This is a genomic window from Streptomyces sp. NPDC087263, from assembly GCF_044744645.1.
Classification (GTDB): domain Bacteria; phylum Actinomycetota; class Actinomycetes; order Streptomycetales; family Streptomycetaceae; genus Streptomyces.
Genome location: NZ_JBIUYT010000006.1, coordinates 175337 through 196242, shown reverse-complemented (window position 1 = coordinate 196242; position 20906 = coordinate 175337). Strand labels below are relative to the sequence as shown.

The window sequence follows — 20906 nt, the reverse complement described above, 5'->3', positions numbered from 1 at the left end:
AGAGGCCCATGAGAATGGTGACCGTCGACAGTGCTCTTCCGAAGGCCACGAGGGGTCCCAGCGGCCTGCGGCGGGACGTCAGTCTGATCGGACTGATGTGGGCCTCGGTCGGATCCATCATCGGCTCCGGCTGGCTCTACGGTGCGGAGAAGGCCGTGGTGATGGCCGGTCCCGCGGCCATCATCTCCTGGCTGATCGGCGCGATCGCCATCGTGCTGCTCGCGCTGGTGCACGCCGAGCTCGGAGGCATGTTCCCGGTGGCGGGCGGCACCGCACGCTACCCCCACTACGCGTTCGGCGGCCTGGCCGGCATGTCCTTCGGCTGGTTCGCCTGGCTCCAGGCGGCGACCGTGGCGCCGATCGAGGTCGAGGCCATGATCGGGTACGCGGGGCACTGGCAGTTCGCGCAGGGGTTCCAGCACTCCGACGGCACTCTGACAACCAGCGGCTTCTTCGTCGCCGTCTTCCTGATGGCCGTGTTCGTCGTGGTCAACTTCCTCGGCATACGCATCCTTGCGCACACCAACAGCGCGGCCACCTGGTGGAAGGTGGCCATTCCGCTGGCCACGATCTTCATCATCGCGCTCACCAACTTCCACCCGGGCAACTTCACCTCGGAGGGCTTCGCCCCGTACGGCGCCAAGGGCGTACTGAGCGCCATCAGCACCAGCGGAATCATCTTCGCCCTGCTGGGCTTCGAGCAGGCGATCCAGCTCGCGGGGGAGAGCCGCAACCCGAAGCGTGACCTGCCACGCGCGACCCTCGGCTCGGTCGCCATCGGCTCGGTCATCTACGTCCTCCTCCAGGTCGTGTACATCGCCGCTCTGCCGCACACCTCCTTCGCCCACGGCTGGTCCGGGCTCGACTACCCGGGCATCAGCGGCCCCTGGGCGGGTCTGGCGACGCTGGTGGGTCTCGGCTGGCTGAGCGTCGTGCTGTACCTCGACGCCGTGGTCTCCCCGGGCGGCACCGGTCTGATCTACACCACCGCGACCTCGCGCCTGTCCTTCGGCCTGTCCAGGAACGGCTACGCCCCGAAGGTGTTCGAGAAGACCGACGCCCGCGGCGTGCCGTGGTTCGGACTGATCCTCTCCTTCGTGACCGGCGTGGTCTGCTTCCTGCCCTTCCCCAGTTGGCAGCAGCTGGTCGGCTTCATCACCTCGGCGAGCGTCCTGATGTACGCGGGCGCGCCGCTGGCCTACGGTGTCTTCGCCGACAAACTGCCGCACCACGACCGTCCCTACCGGCTGCCCGGCGGCAAGGTGCTCTCCCCGCTGTCCTTCGTGGTGGCCAACCTCATCATCTACTGGGCCCGTTGGGACACCCTCTGGCGGCTGGGTGTGGCGATCATCCTCGGCTACGTCCTGCTCGGCGGCTACGCCCTCTACGCCACGCGGAAGGGCCTGCCCGACGCACCCAGGATGAACTTCAGGGCCGCCCAGTGGCTGCCCGCCTACCTGATCGGCATGGGCCTGATCTCCTGGCAGGGCGGCTTCGGCGGCGAGGGCCACATCGGCCTCTGGTGGGACGTCGTGGTCATCGCCGCCTTCTCCCTGGGCATCTACTACTGGGCACGGGCCACCGCGCCGCCCTCCGAGGAGATCGAGCGGAGCATCGGAGAGGTCGCGGTCACCGAGGCACCCGCGCACTGAGCCGGACCAGCACTCACCAGCTGAGCAACGGCCTCTTGCCCGGCGCCCGTTGGTCCGAGCCCTGTCAGCGGCTCGCCCACTCGCGCGGCCGAGTGCGGGAAGCGCATCGCGCCAGCTGGCGGTCAACGAGGGGCTCAAGATGATCTTCGTCTCCGGGTGGGCCTCCTGGGATGCGGACGGTGTGTCACGGTCGGGCGAAGGCGGTCTCGTCGCCCAGGTCGAGCGGAGCTTCCTCAACCCGACAGCACGCGAAACCACGGATCCGTCCCGTGGCACCCGCTGACCCCGCCATGGAGGCAGTGGACGCGCGGGACCTGACCGGGCGTCAGGCCCGCAGGTCGAGCCCATCGATGGACGTCCCCGCACCAAGACAGACACGCTGCGCGCGCCTGGTCCGCAACGAACTAGTCGCCCGGCATCTGGTGCCGGAGGCGTTGTAAGGGTGAGATGGGCTCCTGGGGCGTCCCGACCGGAACCGGGGCGCTCCAGGTTTCCGTCGCCGCTCCGCCACGCCACGGAGCCCGACCGGTACCACCTGAGGACCGCCGACCCTGAACGCCCTGAGCCACTCCTCCTTCCTCGGGCCGAGTCCGAGCAACTGTCGTGCCCACGGTTCGGCCGGAGCCGAAGTGTTGCGCCTCTAGCGTCTCGGTATGAGCGAATTCCCGTTGGAGAGCAAAGAGAGCCCGGAGTACCTGGCCGAAGGAGTCGTTGCCATGGTGGACCACGTCCTTGGGCTGGCGGCCACCTGGACCGAGTGGGACGGCGAGCCCACTCATGTCGACGACCGTGTCTACACCCCGCACAAAGCCATCCGCCGGGTCGCCGACCATCTCGTCGACCACCTGGCCGAGTTGGAGGCCCGTCTCGTCGGTGAGCAGCCGCAGCCCGACCACTGGCATGCGTCGGCGAGTACGACGGAGGCGGACCTCGTGCCGTTCACGCAGGAGGACCTGGAGGAGGCTCGCAGCCGGCTCACTCGCCTTGCCCGGATCTGGGCGAACCGGATCCAGGCGATGACGGAGGAACAGCTCGACGACTCACCGGGTGAGGGCTGGAGCTTCCGTGAACTGGCCCTGCATCTCAGGGGATCCACGTACTACGCGGATTCCGTCGGGAAGCTCGCGTGACCCCATCTTCTGGCCGGGGCGGCGGATGCCGTACCCGACCGGACCGGGCACAGGATGTCGGGTCCGGCAGGGTGGGTCCTTCCTAACGTGGTGATCGCAAGGGAAGGAGGCCGGGGTGCTGGAGCGGCTGAACCAGGCCATGGAGCACATCGAGGACCACCTTGATCAGCGGATCGAGGTGTCCGAACTGGCGCGGATCGCGGTGACGTCGGAGTACCACTTCCGGCGGCTGTTCTCGGCGCTGGCGGGGCTTCCGCTGTCGGAGTACATCCGGCGCAGGCGGCTGACGGTCGCCGGTGCCGAGGTGCTGGCCGGGGAGCGGACGCTGCTGGAGATCGCGGTGCGGTACGGCTACTCCTCGGGCGAGGCGTTCGCGCGGGCGTTCCGCGCCATGCACGGCGTCGGTCCCGGCGAGGTCAGGCGGCTTGGCGCGAGCCTGGAGTCCCAGCCACGGATGTCCTTCCGCCTCATCGTCGAAGGGAGTAGCAGCATGCGGTACCGGGTTGTGGAGAAAGACGAGTTCCGCGTGGTCGGGCGGAAAGCGCGGGTCCCCCTCGTACACGAGGGGATGAACCCGGGCATCGTCGCTTTCATCCGGGGGCTCGGCCAGGAGACGATCCGGCGCATCGAGGCTCTGTCCGATCAGGATCCGGAGGGGCTCATCTCGGTGAGCGACAATCTGGACGACAGCCGTGCCGAGGGGACCGAACTCGACTACTACCACGGCGTGGTGACCGGGGCCGAGGTGCCCGACGACATGGACGCCCTCTCCGTCTCGGCCGGCGCCTGGGCCGTCTTCGAGAGCTCCGGGCCGTTTCCACAGACGCTCCAGTACCTGTGGCGGGACGTGTTCACCCAGTGGTTCCCGTCCAACCCCTACCAGAGCCGGCCGGGCCCCGAGATCCTGCGGACCCGGCTGTCGCAGGACGGGACACAGGCCGACGCGGAGTTGTGGATTCCCGTGGAGCGGACGGCCGTATGAGCGAATGGAGCGGACGGCGGTGTGAGCGAATGGAGCGGACGGCGGTCCGAGCGGGAAACGGCGCGCGGCGGTAGCGCAGTCTGAACGGAGAGCGACGCGCGGCGGTAGCGAGCGCGGTCCGAGCGGAAAACGGCGCGCGGCGGTTCTGAACCGCCGCGCGCCGACTCTCTCCCGACACGGCCAATCACCCCGCCGAGTTGCAGGTCACCAGGTCACCCAACGTCGCCGTGTGCCGTCCGCGGCCAGTGCTTCAGGGCCATATGAAGCGCGTCCAGCCCCCGCTCCCAGGATGTCTGTACGTCTCTGGGGTCGCCGAATCCGCCGATGGACTCAAGGTCGCAGTAGCCGTGGAAGGTGCTGCGCAACAGCCGTACGGCATCGGTGAGGTCGGGTTCAGAAAGCCCGTACGCGCGGAGCATTCCGTACGTCACCTCGGCGGTGCGCCGGTACGTGCTGGACTCGGCGACGAGGGCGGGGTCGAGCTGGGTGTGCGTGGCTCGATACCGGCCGGGGCGCTCCAGGGCGTATGCGCGGTAGGCGCCGGCGAACGCGACCAGTGCGTCCTTGCCGGCCCGTCCGGCCACGGCGTTCGCGATCCGGTCGATCATCTCGCCGGCCGCGAGCACCGCGATCCGTGTGCGCAGGTCCTGCACGTTCCTGACGTGCGAGTACAGGCTGGCGTCCTTGACGCCGAAGTGTCGTGCCAGTGCGGACACGGTGACGTTCTCGAAGCCGACCTCGTCCGCGAGGTCGGCGGCGGCTGCCACGAGCCGGGTGGCCGTGAGCCCGACACGCGCCATGGGTGACCGCCTCCACCTGCCCTGCCTGGGTGCTCCAGGCGAAAGGCCAGTTTAAAGGCCAGTTTATGGGGTCCGGTTATCGGTCGTTCAGTGGCAGTGGTGGGAAGACGTGGTCCTGCCAGAGCACGCGGGAGTTTTCCTCCGGGTACGTCGTGACGGTCGGGGTGGTGTCGAAGAGCTGGGTGAGGCGTTGGCCAGGGGTGTAGGGGGCCCAGCCAGGGGTGCCGTGGGTGGCGAATTCCGTCCATGCGGTGCGGATGTGTGCGGACAGGGTCTCGGCCTCCGGGGAAGGAGTCTCGCCGATCAGCATCGCGGCCGGGGTGCCGGTCAGGTTGCCGAAGACGAGCGGGACGTCGAGGCCGTGGCAGGCACCGAGGACGCCGCCCATGCCGGGGGCGGGCCAGGTCAGTTCGTAGACGTGGGCACGGCCGCCGGCCGCCGTCTGGGCCTCGGCGAGGCGGAGGGACGACATGCGGAACAGCCAGTCGGAGTTGACCAGTTCGTAGAGGTCGTCGGGGCTCGCGAGCGGGAAGGCGGCACGGTAGCGGTCGGCGCCGTCGGGGCCGGGGGCGAAGGATCGTAGGGCGGCCGTCGCCTGTTCTTCGGTCACCTGGCCGAGCAGACCGTCGAGTGCGGTGAGCAGTCGCTGCTCCTCGCGGGTGTGGCCGACGAGAAGCTCGATGTCCCGGCCCGCGCCGTCGGCCAGCGCCTGCCAGGGGGTGACCGGCAGGACGTCGCCGTCGACGACGGGCGAGATGAGGATCGACCGCTGCGCCGCCCGGCCCCAACGCTCGGCCCACTGGGCCGCCTTGGCGGTGACCGCGTCGCCCGCGGCGGCGAGCCGGGGCGGGGCCACGCCGGACAGGTCGGCCACCGTGGGGCGCAGCCCCAGTTCCGAGGCGTACGCGGCAGCGATGTCGGCGGCCAGCGCGGGCGTGAAGAAGGTGCTCTGCACGCTCTGCGCGATCGCCCGGCGGAACAGTCCGGCCGCCCGCGGCATCGCCAGCAGGGCGGCGACCGAACCCCCGCCCGCCGACTGGCCGAAGACCATGACCTGGTTCGGGTCACCGCCGAACGCACGGATGTTGTCGCGCACCCACCGCAAGGCCGCGACCTGGTCGAGCAGCCCCCGGTTGGCGGGCGCCCCCTCGATCTGCGCGAAACCCTCGAGCCCCACACGGTAGTTGAAGGTCACCAGGACGACACCGCCCTCGCCGGACAGACGGCTGCCGTCGTACTCCGGGAGGCCGGACGTGCCGATCACGTAGGCGCCGCCGTGGATCCACACCATCACCGGGAGCCCGGCGCCCGGGGCCGGATCCGGCGACCAGACGTTGACCGTCAGCCAGTCGCCGTCACCCTCGGCGTCCTGCGACAGCGCGTCCATGCCGAACGCACCGGCCTGCGGGGGCGGCGGACCGAACGACAAGGCCTCCCGTACGCCGTCCCAGCCCCGTACGGGCTGCGGTGCGGCGAAGCGGTTCGCGCCGACCGGCGGCTCGGCGAACGGGATACCGCGGAAGACCGCGAGCCCCGCCTCACGGCTGCCGCGCAACACACCGGCCGCCGTGCGTACTTCGGAGGAGGACTGGGGCTCGGACGACTTTGACGCGGCCACGGGCGCCTCGGTTTCCTTTAGGGCAGGTCGGGAGGAGACTGACGAATCCTCCCGCCGAAGGGAGAGCGGGGCCACTCATTTACGGGGCGCCCAGCCGCCCGCCACTTGGAGAGCGCCGACGGGGAGACTGTTGGCGTCACCGCAATGAACGACGAGATCACCGCCGGGGCCGGCAGCTAGTTCTACTCCTTCGACGGCCGGGTGCTGGAGATCTTCGGTGGCAGCGCCGCCCACCGCTTCCCTGTGCGTCCCATGCACTTCCGTGTCACGGGTCCGGACCGCAAGGGGAGGCGGAGCATCGAGATCTGGCACGGTCGGCCGGAAAGGCGGGGGGTCTGCCACATAGGGCATGACTCCGCCGCGGAGTGGTTTCCGTCCGAGGCGCCGCCGACGGCGATCCCGCGCGGCGGTTCCTGGCCCGGTTCCGTGGCGAGCCGGGAGGTGAGGGCGAACAGTTCGGCGGAGGACTCCGGTTCCATGGGCGGGCGTTGACCGCCGCCCAGCACCTCCAGCCGGGCACCGGGCGTCCGGGCGGTGAGCCCCCGCATGAACTCGTCGATCCGGTTCTGCGCCGCCCGGGTCGGCACGCGCACGTCCACCGATACCCGCGGTCCCCGGCGAACTCGTCCTGCGTCGCCTCACCGACCCGGCTCTGCGCCGGACCGTCCATGGGGCGCTGCCCGCCGACCCGCTACCGGCGGCGCTGAAACTGCGGGATCCGCTGCGGGAGGCCGTTGGCTGAACCCGCCGTCCCCGGCCTTCACGCATGGGCCGGGGACGGCGGGTTCAGGGCGTGTGCAGTGCGTCAGCGCAGGTTGCTGTGGAAGAAGGCGCCGATGGTGGCGTAGCCGAGCGGTGGCTCGGTGGCCGTCTTCGTCGGTCCGCAGCCCTGCGCGGTCTGCACGGTCCGGGCCGGGAAGGGTTCGAGGAGGGCGCCGAGGGTGGCGAAGAAGTGGTCCTGCCCGCTCAGGGTGAACAGACTGACGTTCCCGCAGGCCTGCTTCAGCGAGGCGAAGAACCGCTGGCTCTGCTCCAGCGGAACCAGGGTGTCGGCGTCACCGTGCGCGATGAGGAAGGGCGGCAGCCGTCGCCCGGGGGTCAGATAGGTAGTCGGGTCGGCCTGCCGCAGCACGGTGGGTGAGCAGGACTCGATGCCGGCCGGGCAGCCGAGGTAGGCGGTCACCGCCCCTGCCAGGGCCGGGCTGGCGGCGGCCAGCGTGGCGAGATCGGTCGGCCCCGCGATGTCCATGACCGCGTCCACGCAACTGGAGGGCCCGGTCGTGCCGATGGTGCCCTCAAGCGAGCGAACACCACAGCTCGTGCCCACCAGGCTCGCGATCTGGCTGCCCGCCGACGCGCCCAACAGCCCGACCTTCCCGTTGAGTTGGTACCGGGGGCCGACGGCACGCAGGTACCGGACGGCGGACTTCACCTCCTGGACCTGCGTCGGGAACTGGGCGTCGGTGCTGAGCGTGTAGTTGACGGAGGCGACCGCGAAGCCCTGGTCGAGCAGGGCCTCCCAGCCGAGGGTCCGCAGCAGCTCGGACTTGTCGCTGGCGAGCCAGGCGCCGCCGTGCACGTAGACGATCACCGGGAGCGGCTTGCGGGCGCCGTCGGGCACGTACAGGTCCAGGACCTGGCTTGCGCCGGACGCGTACGGCAGATCGGTGTACGTCGTGTAGGTGCTCGCCGCCGAGGAGGAACTGGCCGCTTGCCCGGCGGCGTTGGCGTCCCCGGCGGTGACGAGGACGCCGAGGCAGGCGGAGGCCGCCGCGAGGGTGGCGATCAGGTTTCGCATACGGTGCCGGGTGCGAAGTCTCAGGCGGGACTTGGGAGCAGTGGACATGGGGGACTCCTCATTGGGTCGGCCGTGACTAACCGCGCGAGGAGTCGAACGCTAAAGCGGAGAAGGTATCTCCACAAGAGGTTGTGCAGCGATTGCCGCTCTGTACTGCCCGTGCTGCACGAGCCGTCGGACGGCGACGGCGGGCGCGGGCTGCTGATCGTCGTGGCGCCGGCCGAGCGCTGGGGCGTGGTACCGCGGGAGGACGGGGCGTACAAGACCGTATGGGCGGAGATTTCCGTACTGAAGAGGCTCGGCGGGGTGGCCGGATAGGCCTCCTGCCTGGGAATTACGAGCAGAAGTCCTTGATAAGGAGAAGGAATGGACCATATGTTCGGCATCTCGTGCAGGCGTTGCGTCCAGTTCACCTTCCGTTGGTAAGGGCAGGTAACTGTGTGCATCGCCCCGCCCTGCGAGGGCGCCCCCGGATCGTTTACTCAGGAGATATACGTGCCTACCACCCGAAGAGACTTCGCCAAGACCTCAGCAGGCGCGGGTATCGCCCTCATCGGCAGTGCCGCTGTGCTGTCCACCGCGAGCACGTACGCGTACGCCGCCGAGAGCCGCGAAGATGCCGAGAGCCGGGGGCAGGAGCTCGACAACGAGGAGCTCTCGAAGGGGCACCAGAGCAAGACCGGGTACGGTCCGCTGATCGATGACCCGGACGGGCTGCTCGCGCTGCCGGCCGGGTTCTCCTACAAGGTCGTCACCCGCGCCGGTGTCACCAAGATGGACTCGGGCGAGTTCACGCCGAACAAGCACGACGGCACGGCCACCTTCAAGGGCACGCGTGGCTCCACCCTGCTGGTCAACAACCACGAGATCAAGGACTCCCGTACGGCCGTCGAGTTCCCCGTACCGCTCACCCCCGGACTTGTCTACGACCCCGCCGCCCCCGGCGGCTGCACGGTCGTCGAGGTCTCCAAGGACGGCGAGCAGGTCTCCGAGTGGGTCGGCATCGCGGGCACCCAGCAGAACTGCGCGGGCGGCCGCAGCCCCTGGGGCACCTGGCTGACCTGCGAGGAGAACACCGCCAAGGCCGGCGAGAAGGGCATGACCAAGGACCACGGCTACGTGTTCGAGGTCGACCCGTACGACCGCCGTGCGAACCAGAACCCGAAGCCGGTCAAGGCGCTCGGCCGGTACGACCACGAGGCCGTCGTCGTGGACACCAAGCGCGGTCATCTGTACCTGACCGAGGACGCCTCGGGCCCCAACGGCCTGCTGTACCGGTGGACTCCGCCGAAGGGCTTCGAGCACGGCCGTGGCAAGCTGCGGACGCTCTCCGACACCGCCGGTGTTCTGGAAGCGTTCAAGTGCTTCGACTCCGAGGGGCAGTACGTCGACGACCTGTCCCGTGCCACCAAGGCCGGCACCACCTACAGCGTCAAGTGGGTGGAGGTTCCGGACCGTGACGCCAAGACCGTGCCGACGCGCCTGCAGTTCACCGGCACGCAGGTCACCCGCGCCCGCAAGCTCGAAGGCATGTGGTGGGCCGACGGCGGCACCTACGTCGTCTCGTCCTTCGCCCGCGAGGAGAGCCCGGTCCAGCACGACGGGCAGGTGTGGTTCTACGACCCTGCCCGCGGCACGCTCACCCTCAAGCTGATCCTGGGTGTCAACCCCGACCCGGACGCGAACGACGGCGTCCTCGACGGCCCGGACAACATCACCGTCTCCCCCTACGGCGGTGTGATCATCGCGGAGGACGGCGAGGGCGTTCAGCACCTCTTCGGCGCCACGGAATCGGGCAAGACGTACCCGATCGCCCGGAACGAGCTGAACGACGGCACGGCCGAGGACCCGAACTACAGCGAGTTCGCCGGCGTCGTCTTCTCGCCGGACGGCAAGACGCTGTACGCGAGCATCCAGAACCCCGGCATCCTCTACGCCATCACGGGCCCCTGGCGCTACCAGCGCTGACACAACGCGTCACCGGACGTCCCCAGCTGCCCTGGCAAATAGGGTAGTTGGGGTAAGTGGGCGCGGCTGGTCCAGCCCGCCGCGCCTGGGTCGCCGAGCGCTCTGGCCTTCCTCTCCGAGCAGGTGCAGCGGCGCAAGGTCAAGGACGCGCCGATTTCGCCAACCACTCGGCGCGCCGGAAGGTCATGGCCTGGGACGGACTTTCGACAGGGGGGCAGGGGGTCAGGGAAGGGGGCGGAGGAAGTCCCCCACGAAGGCGTTGGTGAACTTGCCCGCGGGGTCCAGTGCCAGGGCGAGGGCCCTGAACTCGCCCAGCCGCGCGTACCGTTCGCGCAGCACCGCCGACGGCACGGTGAACACCTTTCCCCAGTGCGTCCGTGCGTCAAAGGGGTCCAGCGCCTCCTCCACCCGCCGCACCACCGGCAGTACGGCCGCGGTGTCCTCGACCCAGGTGAAGTGCAGGGCGACGGAGTCCCGCCCGTACGCCGGGCTCAGCCACTGGCGGTCCGCGGCAACGGTCCGCACCTCGCAGACCTGGAGCACCGGCGCGATCGTCCCGCGGATCGCGTCGAGCGCGTGCAGCGCGGCCAGGGCGTCCGGGCGCGGCAGCAGATACTCGGACTGGAGCTCGGCCCCGCTGCTCGGGGTGAACTCGGCCCGGAAGTGCGGGAGTCGCTCGTGCCAGGGGCCGGGGACGCCGAACTGCTGGGTGCAGTTGCGTGCGGGCATGCTGGGCACGGGGTGCATCGCCCTGGTGGCGGGCGCGGCCCACGGGAACTCGGGCGGCGGCTGGTCGGTGCGTCGCTTGAGCCATACGTGCCGGAAGCCCGGACGCCCCCAGTCGGTGAACAGACTCACGCTGTACGCCGACGCGGCCACTGCCTCGAAGTCCAGCCCCGCCAAGGGGAGTTCGGTGAAGACGTGCTGGGCCACCCGGTAGTCGGGCTCCAGGTCGAGGGTGAGCGCGGTGACGACACCGAGCGCGCCCAGCGAGGTCACGGCGCCGTCGAAGCGCTCGTCGTCCCGGCCGATCGTCACCGTGGATCCGTCCGCAGTGACGAGCTCGACCTCGCGTACGGCGGCGGCCAGCGAACCGTTCGTGACCCCGGAGCCGTGCGTGCCGGTCGCGACGGACCCCGCCACGGAGATGTGCGGCAGGGACGCCATGTTGTGCAGCGCGAGCCCGTGCTCGTGCACGCCGCGGGCGAGTTCGGCGTAACGGACGCCGCCCGCGACTCGTACCGTACGGGCCGTCGTGTCGACGTCCACCGCGGGCGGCAGCGCGGTCAGCGAGAGCAGTACGCCGTCGGCGCCCGGCTCGGCGATCTCGTTGAAGGAGTGCCCGCTGCCCAGCACGCGCACCTTCGCGCTGTCCGCCACCAGCTTCGCGAGCGTGTCGAGTGAGGACGGCCGGTGCAGCTCCTTGGCCGTGTAGGTGATGTTGCCTGCCCAGTTGGTCAGGGTCTCGTTCATCCCTGCGATCCCTCCCCGGGAAGTCGCGGTCCGCCGCGGCCGGTGTGGTGGCCACCGAGGGAAAGTACCTTGCCGGGACGCGTCACCTCATGGGCCGTACGCCGATGAGGAGAATACCGACCGCCACCGCGGCTTACGTCGGACTGGCACGCGCACCGGTGTCGGTGAAGCGCCGGCAGACCGCCGCGATGATGAGCGGCGGCCGGCCGGAGAGGACGCCGTTGACGGCGGACGGGCTCCAGGAGGAAGAGCTGGTGGTGTTGCCTGTGCGGGCAGACGTCCAGCAGGTGTTCGATCTGCGCGGTGTCAGAAGGTGCAGGTGGGCACTCCGTCCAGCCATGCGGGCCCCGAGATGTAGATGTTGGTGACCCACGCCTTGTAGTCGGGCAGGTAGGACCAGGCGTCATTGGTGTAGCCCTCGGCGGTGACCGACTCCGCATGCTTCTGGCACTCGATGCGGACGGTCGTCGCCCGGGGGAAGGCGTAGACGCGCGCGGCCGTGGTGGACGGCGCGGCCTTGGTCCACACGCCAGTGCCCCAGGTCTGGAAGACGTTGCCGGTCACGGGCCCGGTGTTGACGCGGACCGCTCCGAAGTAGCCCGTCATCCGGACATCGCTGACCATGAGTTTGGTGCCGGACTGCTTGGCCTCGACCATCTTTCCCGCGCCGAGGTAGATGGCGATGTGGTGCAGGTCCTGGGAGGTGCCCCAGGCCAGCAGGTCGCCGGGGAGCAGGGGGGCGAGGCCCTCGGCGGCGGTGAAGCGTGCGGCGGCGCGATGCGTGTAGTACTGGGCGCTGGCCACCCCGTTCAGGATGTCCGACCCCGCGGCCTGGGCGTAGGCGTAGCGGACAAGCCCCGAGCAGTCGAAGCCCAGACGCTCGGGATCGTGCTCACTGGCCGGGTCGGTGGGATCCACCTGCCCGTACGTGGCGCCGGGCTGCGAGCCGTGACCGCCGCCCCACGTGTACCAGACGTCCGCTGCCACCTGCGCGCAGGCGGCAGCGACGGCGCGCTCGGCCGCCGCAGAGGCTCCGGGCGCAAGGACGGCACAGGCGGCGTCGGCGCCTGCCGCGCGAACGGCCGCGCCCGCGGGCGCGGTTGAGGCGACCGCGGATGCGGGCGCCCAGAGGACGAAAGCCAGTAATGCGATGAGAGTGCTGATGAGACCGGTCCGGCGGTACATGCCAGGCCCCCGTTTCCCTAGCCGTTGGTGAAGTGCCGCTGTGTGGTTGACACATCGACAAGTCGCGTCGGTGGCTGTCCTGTCGGCGACGAGTGGGCCACCAGGAACAGTTCCGTGCGCAAGGAGCAGCCTGCGGCCCGTGGCCCCGCTCGTCGAGGTCCCGGCGTCACCCCGGATGAACGGGCAACGGGAAACCCCTGGGAAACCCCTGCTGGGCAGGGCACTTCTCCGACGGGGTCACAGCGGGGCACATGCGGAGGTGAGCGAGACGGGGAGTCCGGGCATGAGCGCCTCCGGTTCCTTCGAAGCGGAGCCTTCTTGCAGTCGGCAGATGGACCGGAACCGGGCTTCGATGTCCATGGTCCACAGCCGTACGGTGCCGTCGTTGCTGCTGCTGGCCACCGTGCGCCCGTCGGGGGAGAACACGATGCCCCACACCGCGTTCGTATGGCCTGTCAGAGAGGCCCACAGCCGACGCTCGGCCACGTCCCACAACCGCACCGTACGGTCGCTGCCGCTGCTCGCCAGCATGCGGCCGTCCGGGGAGAAGTCGATGCCGCGCACGGAGCTGGTGTGGCCGGTCAGCGCCGCCACGAGCCGGTGTCGCCGGGCATCCCACAGGCGGATGGTGCCGTCGTTGCCGCTGCTCGCGAGCAGCCCCCCGTCCGGGCTGAAGGCCACGCTCCGTACCGCGCCCGTATGGCCGGTGAGTGTGGCCGACAGGCGGCGCGCCGCCACGTCCCACAGCCGAACGGTCAGGTCGTCACCGGCACTCGCCAGGGTGCGCCCGTCGGGGCTGAAGGCGACATCGTTGGCGAAGTCGGTGTGACCGGTGAGGGTGGCGAGCGGGCGGCGGGTGGCCACGTCCCACAGGCGGATCGTGCCGTCGGACCCCGCCGAGGCCAGCAGCCTCCCGTCCGGGGCGAAGACCACAGAGAACACGCCCCCTTCGTGACCGGTGAGGACGGTGAGCTGACGGCGGGTGGCCACGTCCCACAGGCGGATCGTGCCGTCGGATCCCGCTGACGCCAGCGTCCGCCCGTCGGGCGCGAAGGCCACCGAGAAGACGGCCTCGCGGTGGCCGGTGAGCGTCGCCACGATCCGACGATCCGCCACGTCCCACAGCCGTACCGTGTGATCGGCGTCGGCGGTGGCCAGCAGCTTGCCGTCCGGGCTGTACGCGGACTGCCAGAACTCGGTGAACGGATGCGACGTCAGAACCGGGCCGCCGAGGTTCCAGAGCACCACGGACTGGTCGAACCCGGCGGTGGCGAGCAGCTTGCCGGTGGAGTCCACGGCCACCCCCATCACGTAGTCGGTGTGTCCGGCGAGCGTCGAGGTGAGCAGGCCGTTGCGCACGTCCCACAGCCTGGTCGTACCGTCGCCGCCCGCGCTGACGACCGTGGCACCGTCGGGCGTGTACGCGACCGCGTTGACGTCGTCGGTGTGTCCGGTGAGCGTGGCGGTGAGCCGCCTGCTGCGCACGTCCCACAGCCGTACGGTCCGGTCGACACCTCCGGTTGCCACGCTCTGCCCGTCCGGAGCGAAGGCCACCCCGAGCACGTCGTCGGTGTGCCCCTTCAGCACGGCGAGCGGCCGGGCACGCACCGTGTCCCACAGCCGTAGGGTGCGGTCGGCGCCGACCGAGGCCAGGGTCCGGCCGTCCGGCGCGTACGCGAGCGCGTTGACGCTGCGGGTGTGGCCGGTGAGGGACGCGACGGGCCCGTCTTCCCGGGCGGTGTCCCAGAGTTGGACGGTCCCGTCGGCGGTCGCGACGGCGAGCGTCCCTCCGCGGGGGTCGAAGGCCACGGCGAGTGCACCTTTCGAGCTCGCGGCGAGAACCGCCTTCGTACGGTGGTCGGTTGTGCCCCACACACGTACGGGCCCCTCCGTGGAGGTCGCCGCGAGGAGGCGGCCGTCAGGGCTGAAGGCGACGGAACGAACCCGCCCCGGGACGGTGAACGTCGCGGTCGTCCGGCGGTCGGACACCCGCCGGAGCGTCACCGTCCCGTCCGAACTGGCCGTCGCCAGCGACCCGTTCCCCGGCGCGAAGGCCACCGCGTTGACCGGCCCGGTGTGTCCGCCCAGCCGGGCGATAAAAGGCTGGGACTGGGTGCTCAGGAGAGCTCCGCGCGCTTCGGGCGTCGCCTGGGCGCGGTAGGCCTCCTGGGCGAGCAGCATGGACGCCTCCGGCTGACCGGCGGCCAGGGATGTGGAACGGACGGCGAGGGCCTGCGAGCGGGCCACGCGCTCCTGCTGGAGAGCGCCCGAGCGCTCCCGGTACGCCAGACCGCCTGCCGTCACCGCGAGGAGGAGCAGGACGAGGAGCGTGAGCAGCAACTGCTGCTGGAGCCGGACCTGATGCCTGGCCTGCTTCTCCCGGCCGTCCTCCTCGGCCCGGCTCGCCCGGAGGAACTCCTCTTCCTGCGGGCTCAGCCGGTTTCTGCCGTCCGACTCGGCGGCCCAGGAGCGGACGGTGTCCAGCCGGGTTCCACGGTAGAGGACGGACGGATCCCGGCGCTCGCGCTCCCATTCATCGACTGCGTGGGTCAGTTGCTGGTGGATCAGCAGTCCGGCCCGGTCGGCGTGGATCCAGCCGCGCAGCCGTGGCCAGGCGTGGAGGAGGGCCTCGTGGGTGATCTCGACGGTGTCGCTGTCCATGGTGATCAACCGGGCCCGTACAAAGGCGTCGAGCGCGTTCGCGGCGCCGTCCGCGTCGGCCATCCGCTCCATCAGCGCGGTCCGGCTCATCCGGCGCCGGGTCGCCCCGGTGTCGTCGGCGACATGGACCAGCCGCATCAGGATGCGGCGGATCGTCCGCTGCTCGGTCGGATACAGCCGAGCGAACACATTCTCGGCCGTACGCGCGACCGCCCCCCGGATCCCGCCACCGCGCTCGTATCCGGCGACGGTCAGCGTGGCACCCTCGCGCTGCTGCCAGGTGGTCAACAGCGCGTGGGACATCAGGGGCAGCGCACCGGACGGCGTGTCGTCCGAGCGGTTCCCCGAGGCCACGGAGCCCTGTTCGTCGCGTAACCCGGCGTCCCGCAGCAGGAGTTGGACAAGGCCCCGTTCGAGCGTGAGCCCGGCGAGCTCGGCCGGGCGCGTGATCGCCTCGTGCAGTTCGGCCACGGACATCGGGGGCAGCACGAACAGCCCGTCGGCGAAGACAGGCGCGAGCTCGGGAAGGAGCAGGCAGTTCCCCGAGAAGTCGGCCCGCACGCCGAAGACCACGACGGCAGCCTCATGCCCGGTCGCGGCGGGGCTGGACATGGACACGGCGCAGAGCACCCGGACGAAGGCGCGTCGCTCGTCCTCGTCGGAGCAGAGGGTGAACAGTTCCTCGAACTGGTCGATGAGCAACACCGGCCGGCCGGGGGGAGGCTTTCGGTCATCGGGGCCCGTCGGGGTCTCGTCCGTCAGGAAGGCCTCAAGAAGTGCCTCGGGCCGGTCCCGCAACTCCCGTGCGGTGATGCCGGGACTGCTTCCCAGGACTTTCGCGACGCAGTTCAGCAGCTCGTCCAGCGGATGCGCGGTGGGCGTGAACGTCACCACCGGCCACCGGTCCGCGCCCGCCATCGGGAACCCGCCACCGTGCTGGAGAGCCGGTACGAGACCGGCGTTGATGAGGGACGACTTGCCGGCGCCCGACGGAGCGACCAGCATCAGCGGTCCGCTCCCGATCCGTTCGAAGACCCGCTCGACCAGCGCGGCCGTCGTCCGCTCCCGGCCGAAGAACCATCCTGTGTCCTTCGGGGTGAACGCCGCCAGGCCGCGATACGGGCAGGCGCCGTCGGACTGCGGTCCGGGCGCGGCGTCGAATCCGGGATCACCGTCGCGCTTCGGGGGGCGCGTCAGCAGCCGCAGCAGCTCGCCCTCCACTCCCAGTATCTGGTCACAGCGGTGTGCGACGTCGATGGTGGCGCGCTTCGAACCGGTCTCGATCTTGCTCAGATAGCCCTTGCTGTAGTGCGTCTGACGGGCCAGGTCGGCGAGGGACAGACCGCGCTGTTGCCGCAGTCGTCTCAGTTGCGCGGGGAAGGAGGGGTCCGCCTCTTCCGCCTCCTCGCTCCGGTCGCCGACCACGTGTCCGTGCTGCTGCTCCCGCACTGCATCCCCCATAGCAATGAGCGCCCACGTCTTGAGACGCAGGATGCCCAGGCTACTGCGGGGGTAGGACCCCTTCCTTCCGGTACGGCGAAAACAGGAACTTCCGGAGCCGCCAGTCGGCGGCTCCGGAAGTTGTCCCCCGTGGAAGGAAGTAAGTCGCCCTTGTGGAAGGGGAGTTGTTACGGCCGGTTGAGGGTGATCGAGTTGATCGGCGTGAGGTCGCGGTGGTAGCGCCATCCCGCCGGGACGGTCTCGTTGCAGCCCGAGCCGTTGACCCCCGTGCACAGGCTCGTGGTCGCGCCGCCACCCCCGGAAGAGGAGTTACGGCCGGTTCAGCTTGATCGAGTTGACCGGAGTCAGGTCCGCGTAGGCACCGAACTGGGAAGGCATGTGGTAATTGCAGTTCGTGCCGCCGTAGTTCAGGCACAGGTCGGCGGTCGCGCCGCCGGTCTGGTTGTTGAGGACCCAGTGCCGCCCGGTCTGGTTGCTCAGGTCGTGCGGCCCGTACGCCCAGTAGATGTTGGAGGGGCTGACGGCGGGGTCCTGGTTCTGCGGGTAGATACACACCGCCCCTGAGGGGCATCCGGCCCAGTCAGCGGCCTGCGCGGCCGGCTGTGCCTGGGCCGTGCCGCCGAGTGCGACGACCGCGGCCGCGGTGGTCAGGAGAGCGGCGGCGCCACGGAACATCTTGTGCATGGTTCCCCTACTTGTGTTGGTGGGATCCGATCGAAGCGGCTGCGTCTGTGCCATTTCTTCTCCCCCTGATGTGTGCTGACGACCTCAGCCTGCGGCCGGTGCGCACCGGGGTCGACGGGTTTCCTGTTGCCCGTCGCGCGAACGGCCGGGAAACCACCCGTGACCAGGCAGGACATCCAGGCAAGGGGCAACACTCGGTGAGGCGGGGCGGACCCGCCACGGCACATGCACAGGCAGGGGCATACCGTGAGGAGTCGAGCACGGAGTTCGAACACGGGGAGCGAGGAGATCGGAATGGGCGGCAGTCGCACCGCGCTGGTCGAGGATCTGATGGAACGGTTCCCGCACGTGCCCCGGGAAGCCGTCTTCAAGGAGGACCTGCTCCGAGGAGGCCTGGCCTTCGACCCGTCGGCTCTCTCCAACAACGAGGGCGGTGACGTCAAGCCGAAGTCGTACTTCATCTTCTCCTTCGACCACGGCACCCTGCCCGAGCTGGGTGAGGCCGCGCTCAGGCGCCCGCCCGAGGAGATCATCCTCACCGGTGGCCCGTACGACCTGCGCCGGACCGTCGTGTCCGTGCGCGTGAACCCGTCCTCGCCGTACCGCGTGGCCGCCGACCAGGACGGCGTGCTCGGGCTCTACCTCGACGGGAAGCGGATCTCCGACGTCGGCGTGCCGCCGATGCCCGAGTACTACAAGCACACCCTCTCCAACGGGAAATCCGTGATGGAGGTGGCCCCGACCATCCAGTGGGGCTACCTGATCTACCTCACCGTCTTCCGCGTCTGCCAGTACTTCGGTGCCAAGGAGGAGTGCCAGTACTGCGACATCAACCACAACTGGCGCCAGCACAAGGCGGCGGGCCGGCCGTACACCGGCGTGAAGGATGTCGACGAGGTCCTCGAAGCCCTGGAGATCATCGACCGGTACGACACCGCGAAGGCGTCCACCGCGTACACGCTGACCGGCGGCGCGATCACCTCCAAGCTCCAGGGCCGCGACGAGGCCGACTTCTACGGCATGTATGCCAAGGCCATCGAGGAGCACTTCCCGGACCGGTGGATCGGCAAGGTCGTCGCACAGGCGCTGCCGAAGGACGACGTACAGCGCTTCAAGGACTACGGCGTGCAGATCTACCACCCCAACTACGAGGTGTGGGACCAGCGGCTCTTCGAGCTGTACTGCCCGGGCAAGGAGCGTTACGTCGGCCGCGGCGAGTGGCACAAGCGCATCCTCGACTCGGCGGAGGTCTTCGGCGCGCGCAATGTCATCCCCAACTTCGTGGCGGGCGTGGAGATGGCCGAGCCCTTCGGCTTCACCACGGTCGACGAGGCCATCGCGTCGACGACGGAGGGGCTGCGCTTCTTCATGTCGCACGGCATCACCCCCCGCTTCACCACCTGGTGCCCGGAGCCGACCACCCCGCTGGGCAAGGCCAACCCGCAGGGCGCGCCGCTGGAGTACCACATCCGGCTGCTGGAGGCCTACCGCGCCACGATGGACGACTTCGGCCTCGCCTCCCCGCCCGGATACGGCCCGCCCGGCCCCGGCAACGCCGTCTTCTCGGTGAGCTCCTTCATGGACAGCCTTCCCGCCCGGGAGCCGGTCACGGAGCCGTCCGGCCTGTAGGCGTCACGTAGTCAGCTTCGCGCCGTCACCGGTCGGTGGCAGGGATACGTCCGTCCCGCCACGGTCCGGCCGCGTGCGCTCAGGCATGCCATCCCTTCGGCGTCCGCGCTGATACTTCGGCGCATTGCGTACGTACAAGACGCGGGGCCTCCCTGAGGTGCCCGGAAGGTCGAGATCCCGAACGCGCAACCGCCTTCCACGTCAATTGACTACGTGGCTTGTCAGTTGTGTGGGAAGCGTGAAAGGCTCGGGCCCCGTCGTGGAGACGGCCCCCAACTCCTTTGCACAACGCACGAGTTGACATCGCATTTGATGACTTGGCAGATGGATGTAGTTGACGCAGGAGCCACCGATGCCCGACCTGCCGACCCCCCAGGACGCCGCCGAGGCCGCACTGTTCTCGGAGTGCTGGGACGTGGTCCTCTCGTACGCCGATCTCTGCACGTCCGGTTCCGCCGCGGCCACGCAGTTGGCGACGGAGGCGTTCACGCACGGCATCCGTGAGTCGCGCGCCAGCGGCTCCGGAACGGATCGTACCGGCCGCAGGACGGCTCGGCTGCCCCGAATTCCCTTGCTGCTGACCTCCGTTCGCACCACGGCCGCCGCCTGGGAGCAGTACGGGCAGGGCCACCGGCTCGACCCCGAACTCCGGCTGTGGCTCAACTCCGAGAAGGCGGCCCGCTATACCGGGCCGCCGCTGCACCGCCCGCTGGCGCTGCGTGGCCTTCGGGACATGCAGGAACCGGACGCGGCACTCCTGTGGCTGGCCGAGGTCGAGGCACTGCCGCTGCCGGTGGTGGCTCGACGGCTCGGCCTCGACCCGCCGACCGCGGCGGAGGAACTCGCCCAGGTGCGGGCGCTGTTCAGGGACCGTTGCCATCGCAACCACCTCGACACCCCGATGGACGTCAACTGCCGCAGCTACGCCCGGCTCCTCGACGCGGTGACCCGCTCGCCCGGCGCCGAGACGCCGGAGGATCTCTCGTGGCATCTCTCGCGTTGCGTGGAGTGCGCCGAGGCGGCGGCCTGCCTGCGGCTGCACGGCGGCGGGCTGCCCTCGGCGCTCGCGAGCGGGGTGATCGGCTGGGGCGGCCTGGCGTATCTGGAGCGCCGCCGTCGGGCGGCGGACGCGGGTCTGCCGGGCGGACGCCGGGGCGCGTCCGTGGACACGGGTATCGCCGAGAGCCGGCCGGCCGTGTCTCGGGTCGGCCGGACCGCGCTCCTGGTCACGGCTGTCCTCGTCTCGGCGCTGGCGCTCACGATCTCGCTGATGCCCTTCGACAGTGCCGCCGGGGGTGGCACCACCACAGCGGGCGGCGAGTCGGGGAACCGGCTGCCGGTGGTGGACTCGGGAACCCTGCTTCCGTCGGCCACCGCCCGTCCTTCAGGCACGTCGGCGTCGCCCGATCCGTCGGAGTCGGCCCCCGGCTCCGGGACGACCCCGAACCCTGACACCGCGGCCCAGGGCAAGCCCTCGTCCCCCGCCGATGTCACACAGAAGGCGGCGGAACCCGCGAAGAGCGCGGCGCCGACCTGCGAGGTGCGGTACCGGATCGCCGGTCAGTGGGCGGACGGCTTCCAGGCCACCGTCACCGTCACCTCCACCAAGGCCCTCGCCACCTGGCAGCTCGCCTGGACCTTCCAGGACGACCAGCGCGTCACCCAGATGTGGGACGGCACCTTCCTCCAGCAGGCCTCCCGGGTGACCGCCACCGCCGCCGACTACAACAGGACCGTCGCCGCGGGCGCCGCCTTCACCGTCGGCTTCCTCGGCACCTGGCAGGACACCAACTCGGTCCCGGACGATTTCGCGCTGAACGGCGCGAGCTGCACGAGCGAGAGCTGACCCGCCTGTTCACAGGCCG

General features: G+C 70.1%; 16 protein-coding genes and 1 pseudogene. 9 read left to right on the top strand and 8 right to left on the bottom strand.

The features are described from left to right. Nucleotides 1-14 precede the first annotated feature (14 nt). The 4 genes from ACIPC1_RS21175 (at nucleotide 15) to ACIPC1_RS21160 (ending at nucleotide 3764) form a co-directional block, all read left to right on the top strand. Nucleotides 15-1652, top strand: a complete 1638-nt coding sequence (locus ACIPC1_RS21175) for an APC family permease (protein WP_402519532.1) — start codon at nucleotides 15-17, stop codon at nucleotides 1650-1652. A gap of 139 nt (nucleotides 1653-1791) precedes the next feature. Beyond that, a complete protein-coding gene (locus tag ACIPC1_RS21170; RefSeq protein WP_402519044.1) occupies nucleotides 1792-1935 on the top strand; it encodes a hypothetical protein in 144 nt (47 codons plus the stop codon). A gap of 370 nt (nucleotides 1936-2305) precedes the next feature. Next, nucleotides 2306-2782 (top strand): hypothetical protein, encoded by a 477-nt coding sequence (locus ACIPC1_RS21165; protein WP_402519043.1) that lies wholly within the window; start codon nucleotides 2306-2308, stop codon nucleotides 2780-2782. Nucleotides 2783-2897: 115 nt separating this feature from the next. Further along, nucleotides 2898-3764, top strand: coding sequence for a GyrI-like domain-containing protein (locus tag ACIPC1_RS21160; RefSeq protein WP_402519041.1), 867 nt, complete (start codon nucleotides 2898-2900; stop codon nucleotides 3762-3764). Nucleotides 3765-3976: 212 nt separating this feature from the next. On the opposite strand, the gene ACIPC1_RS21155 is transcribed toward ACIPC1_RS21160, so the two are convergent. The 3 genes from ACIPC1_RS21155 to ACIPC1_RS21145 all read right to left on the bottom strand — a co-directional run bounded on the left by ACIPC1_RS21155 (nucleotide 3977) and on the right by ACIPC1_RS21145 (nucleotide 6769). Next, nucleotides 3977-4564, bottom strand: coding sequence for a TetR-like C-terminal domain-containing protein (locus tag ACIPC1_RS21155; RefSeq protein ID WP_402519039.1), 588 nt, complete (start codon nucleotides 4562-4564; stop codon nucleotides 3977-3979). 76 nt (nucleotides 4565-4640) lie between these two features. Beyond that, nucleotides 4641-6182 (bottom strand): carboxylesterase/lipase family protein, encoded by a 1542-nt coding sequence (locus ACIPC1_RS21150; RefSeq protein WP_402519037.1) that lies wholly within the window; start codon nucleotides 6180-6182, stop codon nucleotides 4641-4643. A 182-nt stretch (nucleotides 6183-6364) separates the two neighbouring features. Next, nucleotides 6365-6769 carry a hypothetical protein gene (locus ACIPC1_RS21145; protein WP_402519035.1) on the bottom strand — a complete coding sequence of 135 codons (405 nt, stop codon included), beginning with the start codon at nucleotides 6767-6769 and terminating at the stop codon, nucleotides 6365-6367. 17 nt (nucleotides 6770-6786) lie between these two features. Here ACIPC1_RS21145 and ACIPC1_RS21140 point away from each other — a divergent pair. Continuing rightward, a pseudogene (locus ACIPC1_RS21140) lies at nucleotides 6787-6924 on the top strand (LysR family transcriptional regulator); the annotation flags it as partial. Nucleotides 6925-6987: 63 nt separating this feature from the next. Here ACIPC1_RS21140 and ACIPC1_RS21135 read toward each other — a convergent pair. Next, complete coding sequence (locus ACIPC1_RS21135) at nucleotides 6988-8028, bottom strand: alpha/beta hydrolase fold domain-containing protein (RefSeq protein ID WP_402519033.1); 1041 nt, start codon at nucleotides 8026-8028, stop codon at nucleotides 6988-6990. A 111-nt stretch (nucleotides 8029-8139) separates the two neighbouring features. Here ACIPC1_RS21135 and ACIPC1_RS21130 point away from each other — a divergent pair, with 111 nt between their 5' ends. Both ACIPC1_RS21130 and ACIPC1_RS21125 read left to right on the top strand, forming a co-directional pair. Continuing rightward, on the top strand, nucleotides 8140-8298 hold the full coding sequence (locus tag ACIPC1_RS21130; protein ID WP_402519031.1) for a hypothetical protein: 159 nt from the start codon (nucleotides 8140-8142) through the stop codon (nucleotides 8296-8298). Between the two features lie 177 nt (nucleotides 8299-8475). Beyond that, entirely contained in the window at nucleotides 8476-9948 is a 1473-nt protein-coding gene (locus tag ACIPC1_RS21125) for an alkaline phosphatase PhoX (RefSeq protein WP_402519029.1), read from the top strand. A 222-nt stretch (nucleotides 9949-10170) separates the two neighbouring features. Here the strand turns inward: ACIPC1_RS21125 and ACIPC1_RS21120 are convergent, their stop codons facing one another. From ACIPC1_RS21120 to ACIPC1_RS21105, 4 genes are all read right to left on the bottom strand, one after another. Next, nucleotides 10171-11421, bottom strand: a complete 1251-nt coding sequence (locus ACIPC1_RS21120; protein ID WP_402519027.1) for an FAD-binding protein — start codon at nucleotides 11419-11421, stop codon at nucleotides 10171-10173. Nucleotides 11422-11727: 306 nt separating this feature from the next. Then, nucleotides 11728-12606, bottom strand: a complete 879-nt coding sequence (locus tag ACIPC1_RS21115; protein ID WP_402519026.1) for an NlpC/P60 family protein — start codon at nucleotides 12604-12606, stop codon at nucleotides 11728-11730. 237 nt (nucleotides 12607-12843) lie between these two features. Further along, nucleotides 12844-16728, bottom strand: coding sequence for a helix-turn-helix domain-containing protein (locus tag ACIPC1_RS21110; RefSeq protein WP_402519024.1), 3885 nt, complete (start codon nucleotides 16726-16728; stop codon nucleotides 12844-12846). 309 nt (nucleotides 16729-17037) lie between these two features. After that, a complete protein-coding gene (locus ACIPC1_RS21105; RefSeq protein WP_402519022.1) occupies nucleotides 17038-17412 on the bottom strand; it encodes a hypothetical protein in 375 nt (124 codons plus the stop codon). A 294-nt stretch (nucleotides 17413-17706) separates the two neighbouring features. Between ACIPC1_RS21105 and ACIPC1_RS21100 the strand changes: the two genes are divergently transcribed. Beyond that, nucleotides 17707-19041, top strand: a complete 1335-nt coding sequence (locus ACIPC1_RS21100) for a radical SAM protein (RefSeq protein WP_402519020.1) — start codon at nucleotides 17707-17709, stop codon at nucleotides 19039-19041. Between the two features lie 352 nt (nucleotides 19042-19393). Beyond that, a complete protein-coding gene (locus tag ACIPC1_RS21095) occupies nucleotides 19394-20887 on the top strand; it encodes a cellulose binding domain-containing protein (protein ID WP_402519019.1) in 1494 nt (497 codons plus the stop codon). Nucleotides 20888-20906: the final 19 nt, after the last annotated feature.

Bases quoted from the DNA above. Each gene is read 5' to 3' on its own strand.
- ACIPC1_RS21100 (WP_402519020.1), top strand. From the start codon at position 17,707: ATGGGCGGCAGTCGCACCGCGCTGGTCGAGGATCTGATGGAACGGTTC.
- ACIPC1_RS21165 (WP_402519043.1), top strand. From the start codon at position 2,306: ATGAGCGAATTCCCGTTGGAGAGCAAAGAGAGCCCGGAGTACCTGGCC.
- ACIPC1_RS21120 (WP_402519027.1), bottom strand. From the start codon at position 11,421: ATGAACGAGACCCTGACCAACTGGGCAGGCAACATCACCTACACGGCC.
- ACIPC1_RS21110 (WP_402519024.1), bottom strand. From the start codon at position 16,728: ATGGGGGATGCAGTGCGGGAGCAGCAGCACGGACACGTGGTCGGCGAC.
- ACIPC1_RS21175 (WP_402519532.1), top strand. From the start codon at position 15: ATGGTGACCGTCGACAGTGCTCTTCCGAAGGCCACGAGGGGTCCCAGC.
- ACIPC1_RS21115 (WP_402519026.1), bottom strand. From the start codon at position 12,606: ATGTACCGCCGGACCGGTCTCATCAGCACTCTCATCGCATTACTGGCT.
- ACIPC1_RS21155 (WP_402519039.1), bottom strand. From the start codon at position 4,564: ATGGCGCGTGTCGGGCTCACGGCCACCCGGCTCGTGGCAGCCGCCGCC.
- ACIPC1_RS21135 (WP_402519033.1), bottom strand. From the start codon at position 8,028: ATGTCCACTGCTCCCAAGTCCCGCCTGAGACTTCGCACCCGGCACCGT.
- ACIPC1_RS21095 (WP_402519019.1), top strand. From the start codon at position 19,394: ATGCCCGACCTGCCGACCCCCCAGGACGCCGCCGAGGCCGCACTGTTC.
- ACIPC1_RS21170 (WP_402519044.1), top strand. From the start codon at position 1,792: ATGATCTTCGTCTCCGGGTGGGCCTCCTGGGATGCGGACGGTGTGTCA.
- ACIPC1_RS21105 (WP_402519022.1), bottom strand. From the start codon at position 17,412: ATGCACAAGATGTTCCGTGGCGCCGCCGCTCTCCTGACCACCGCGGCC.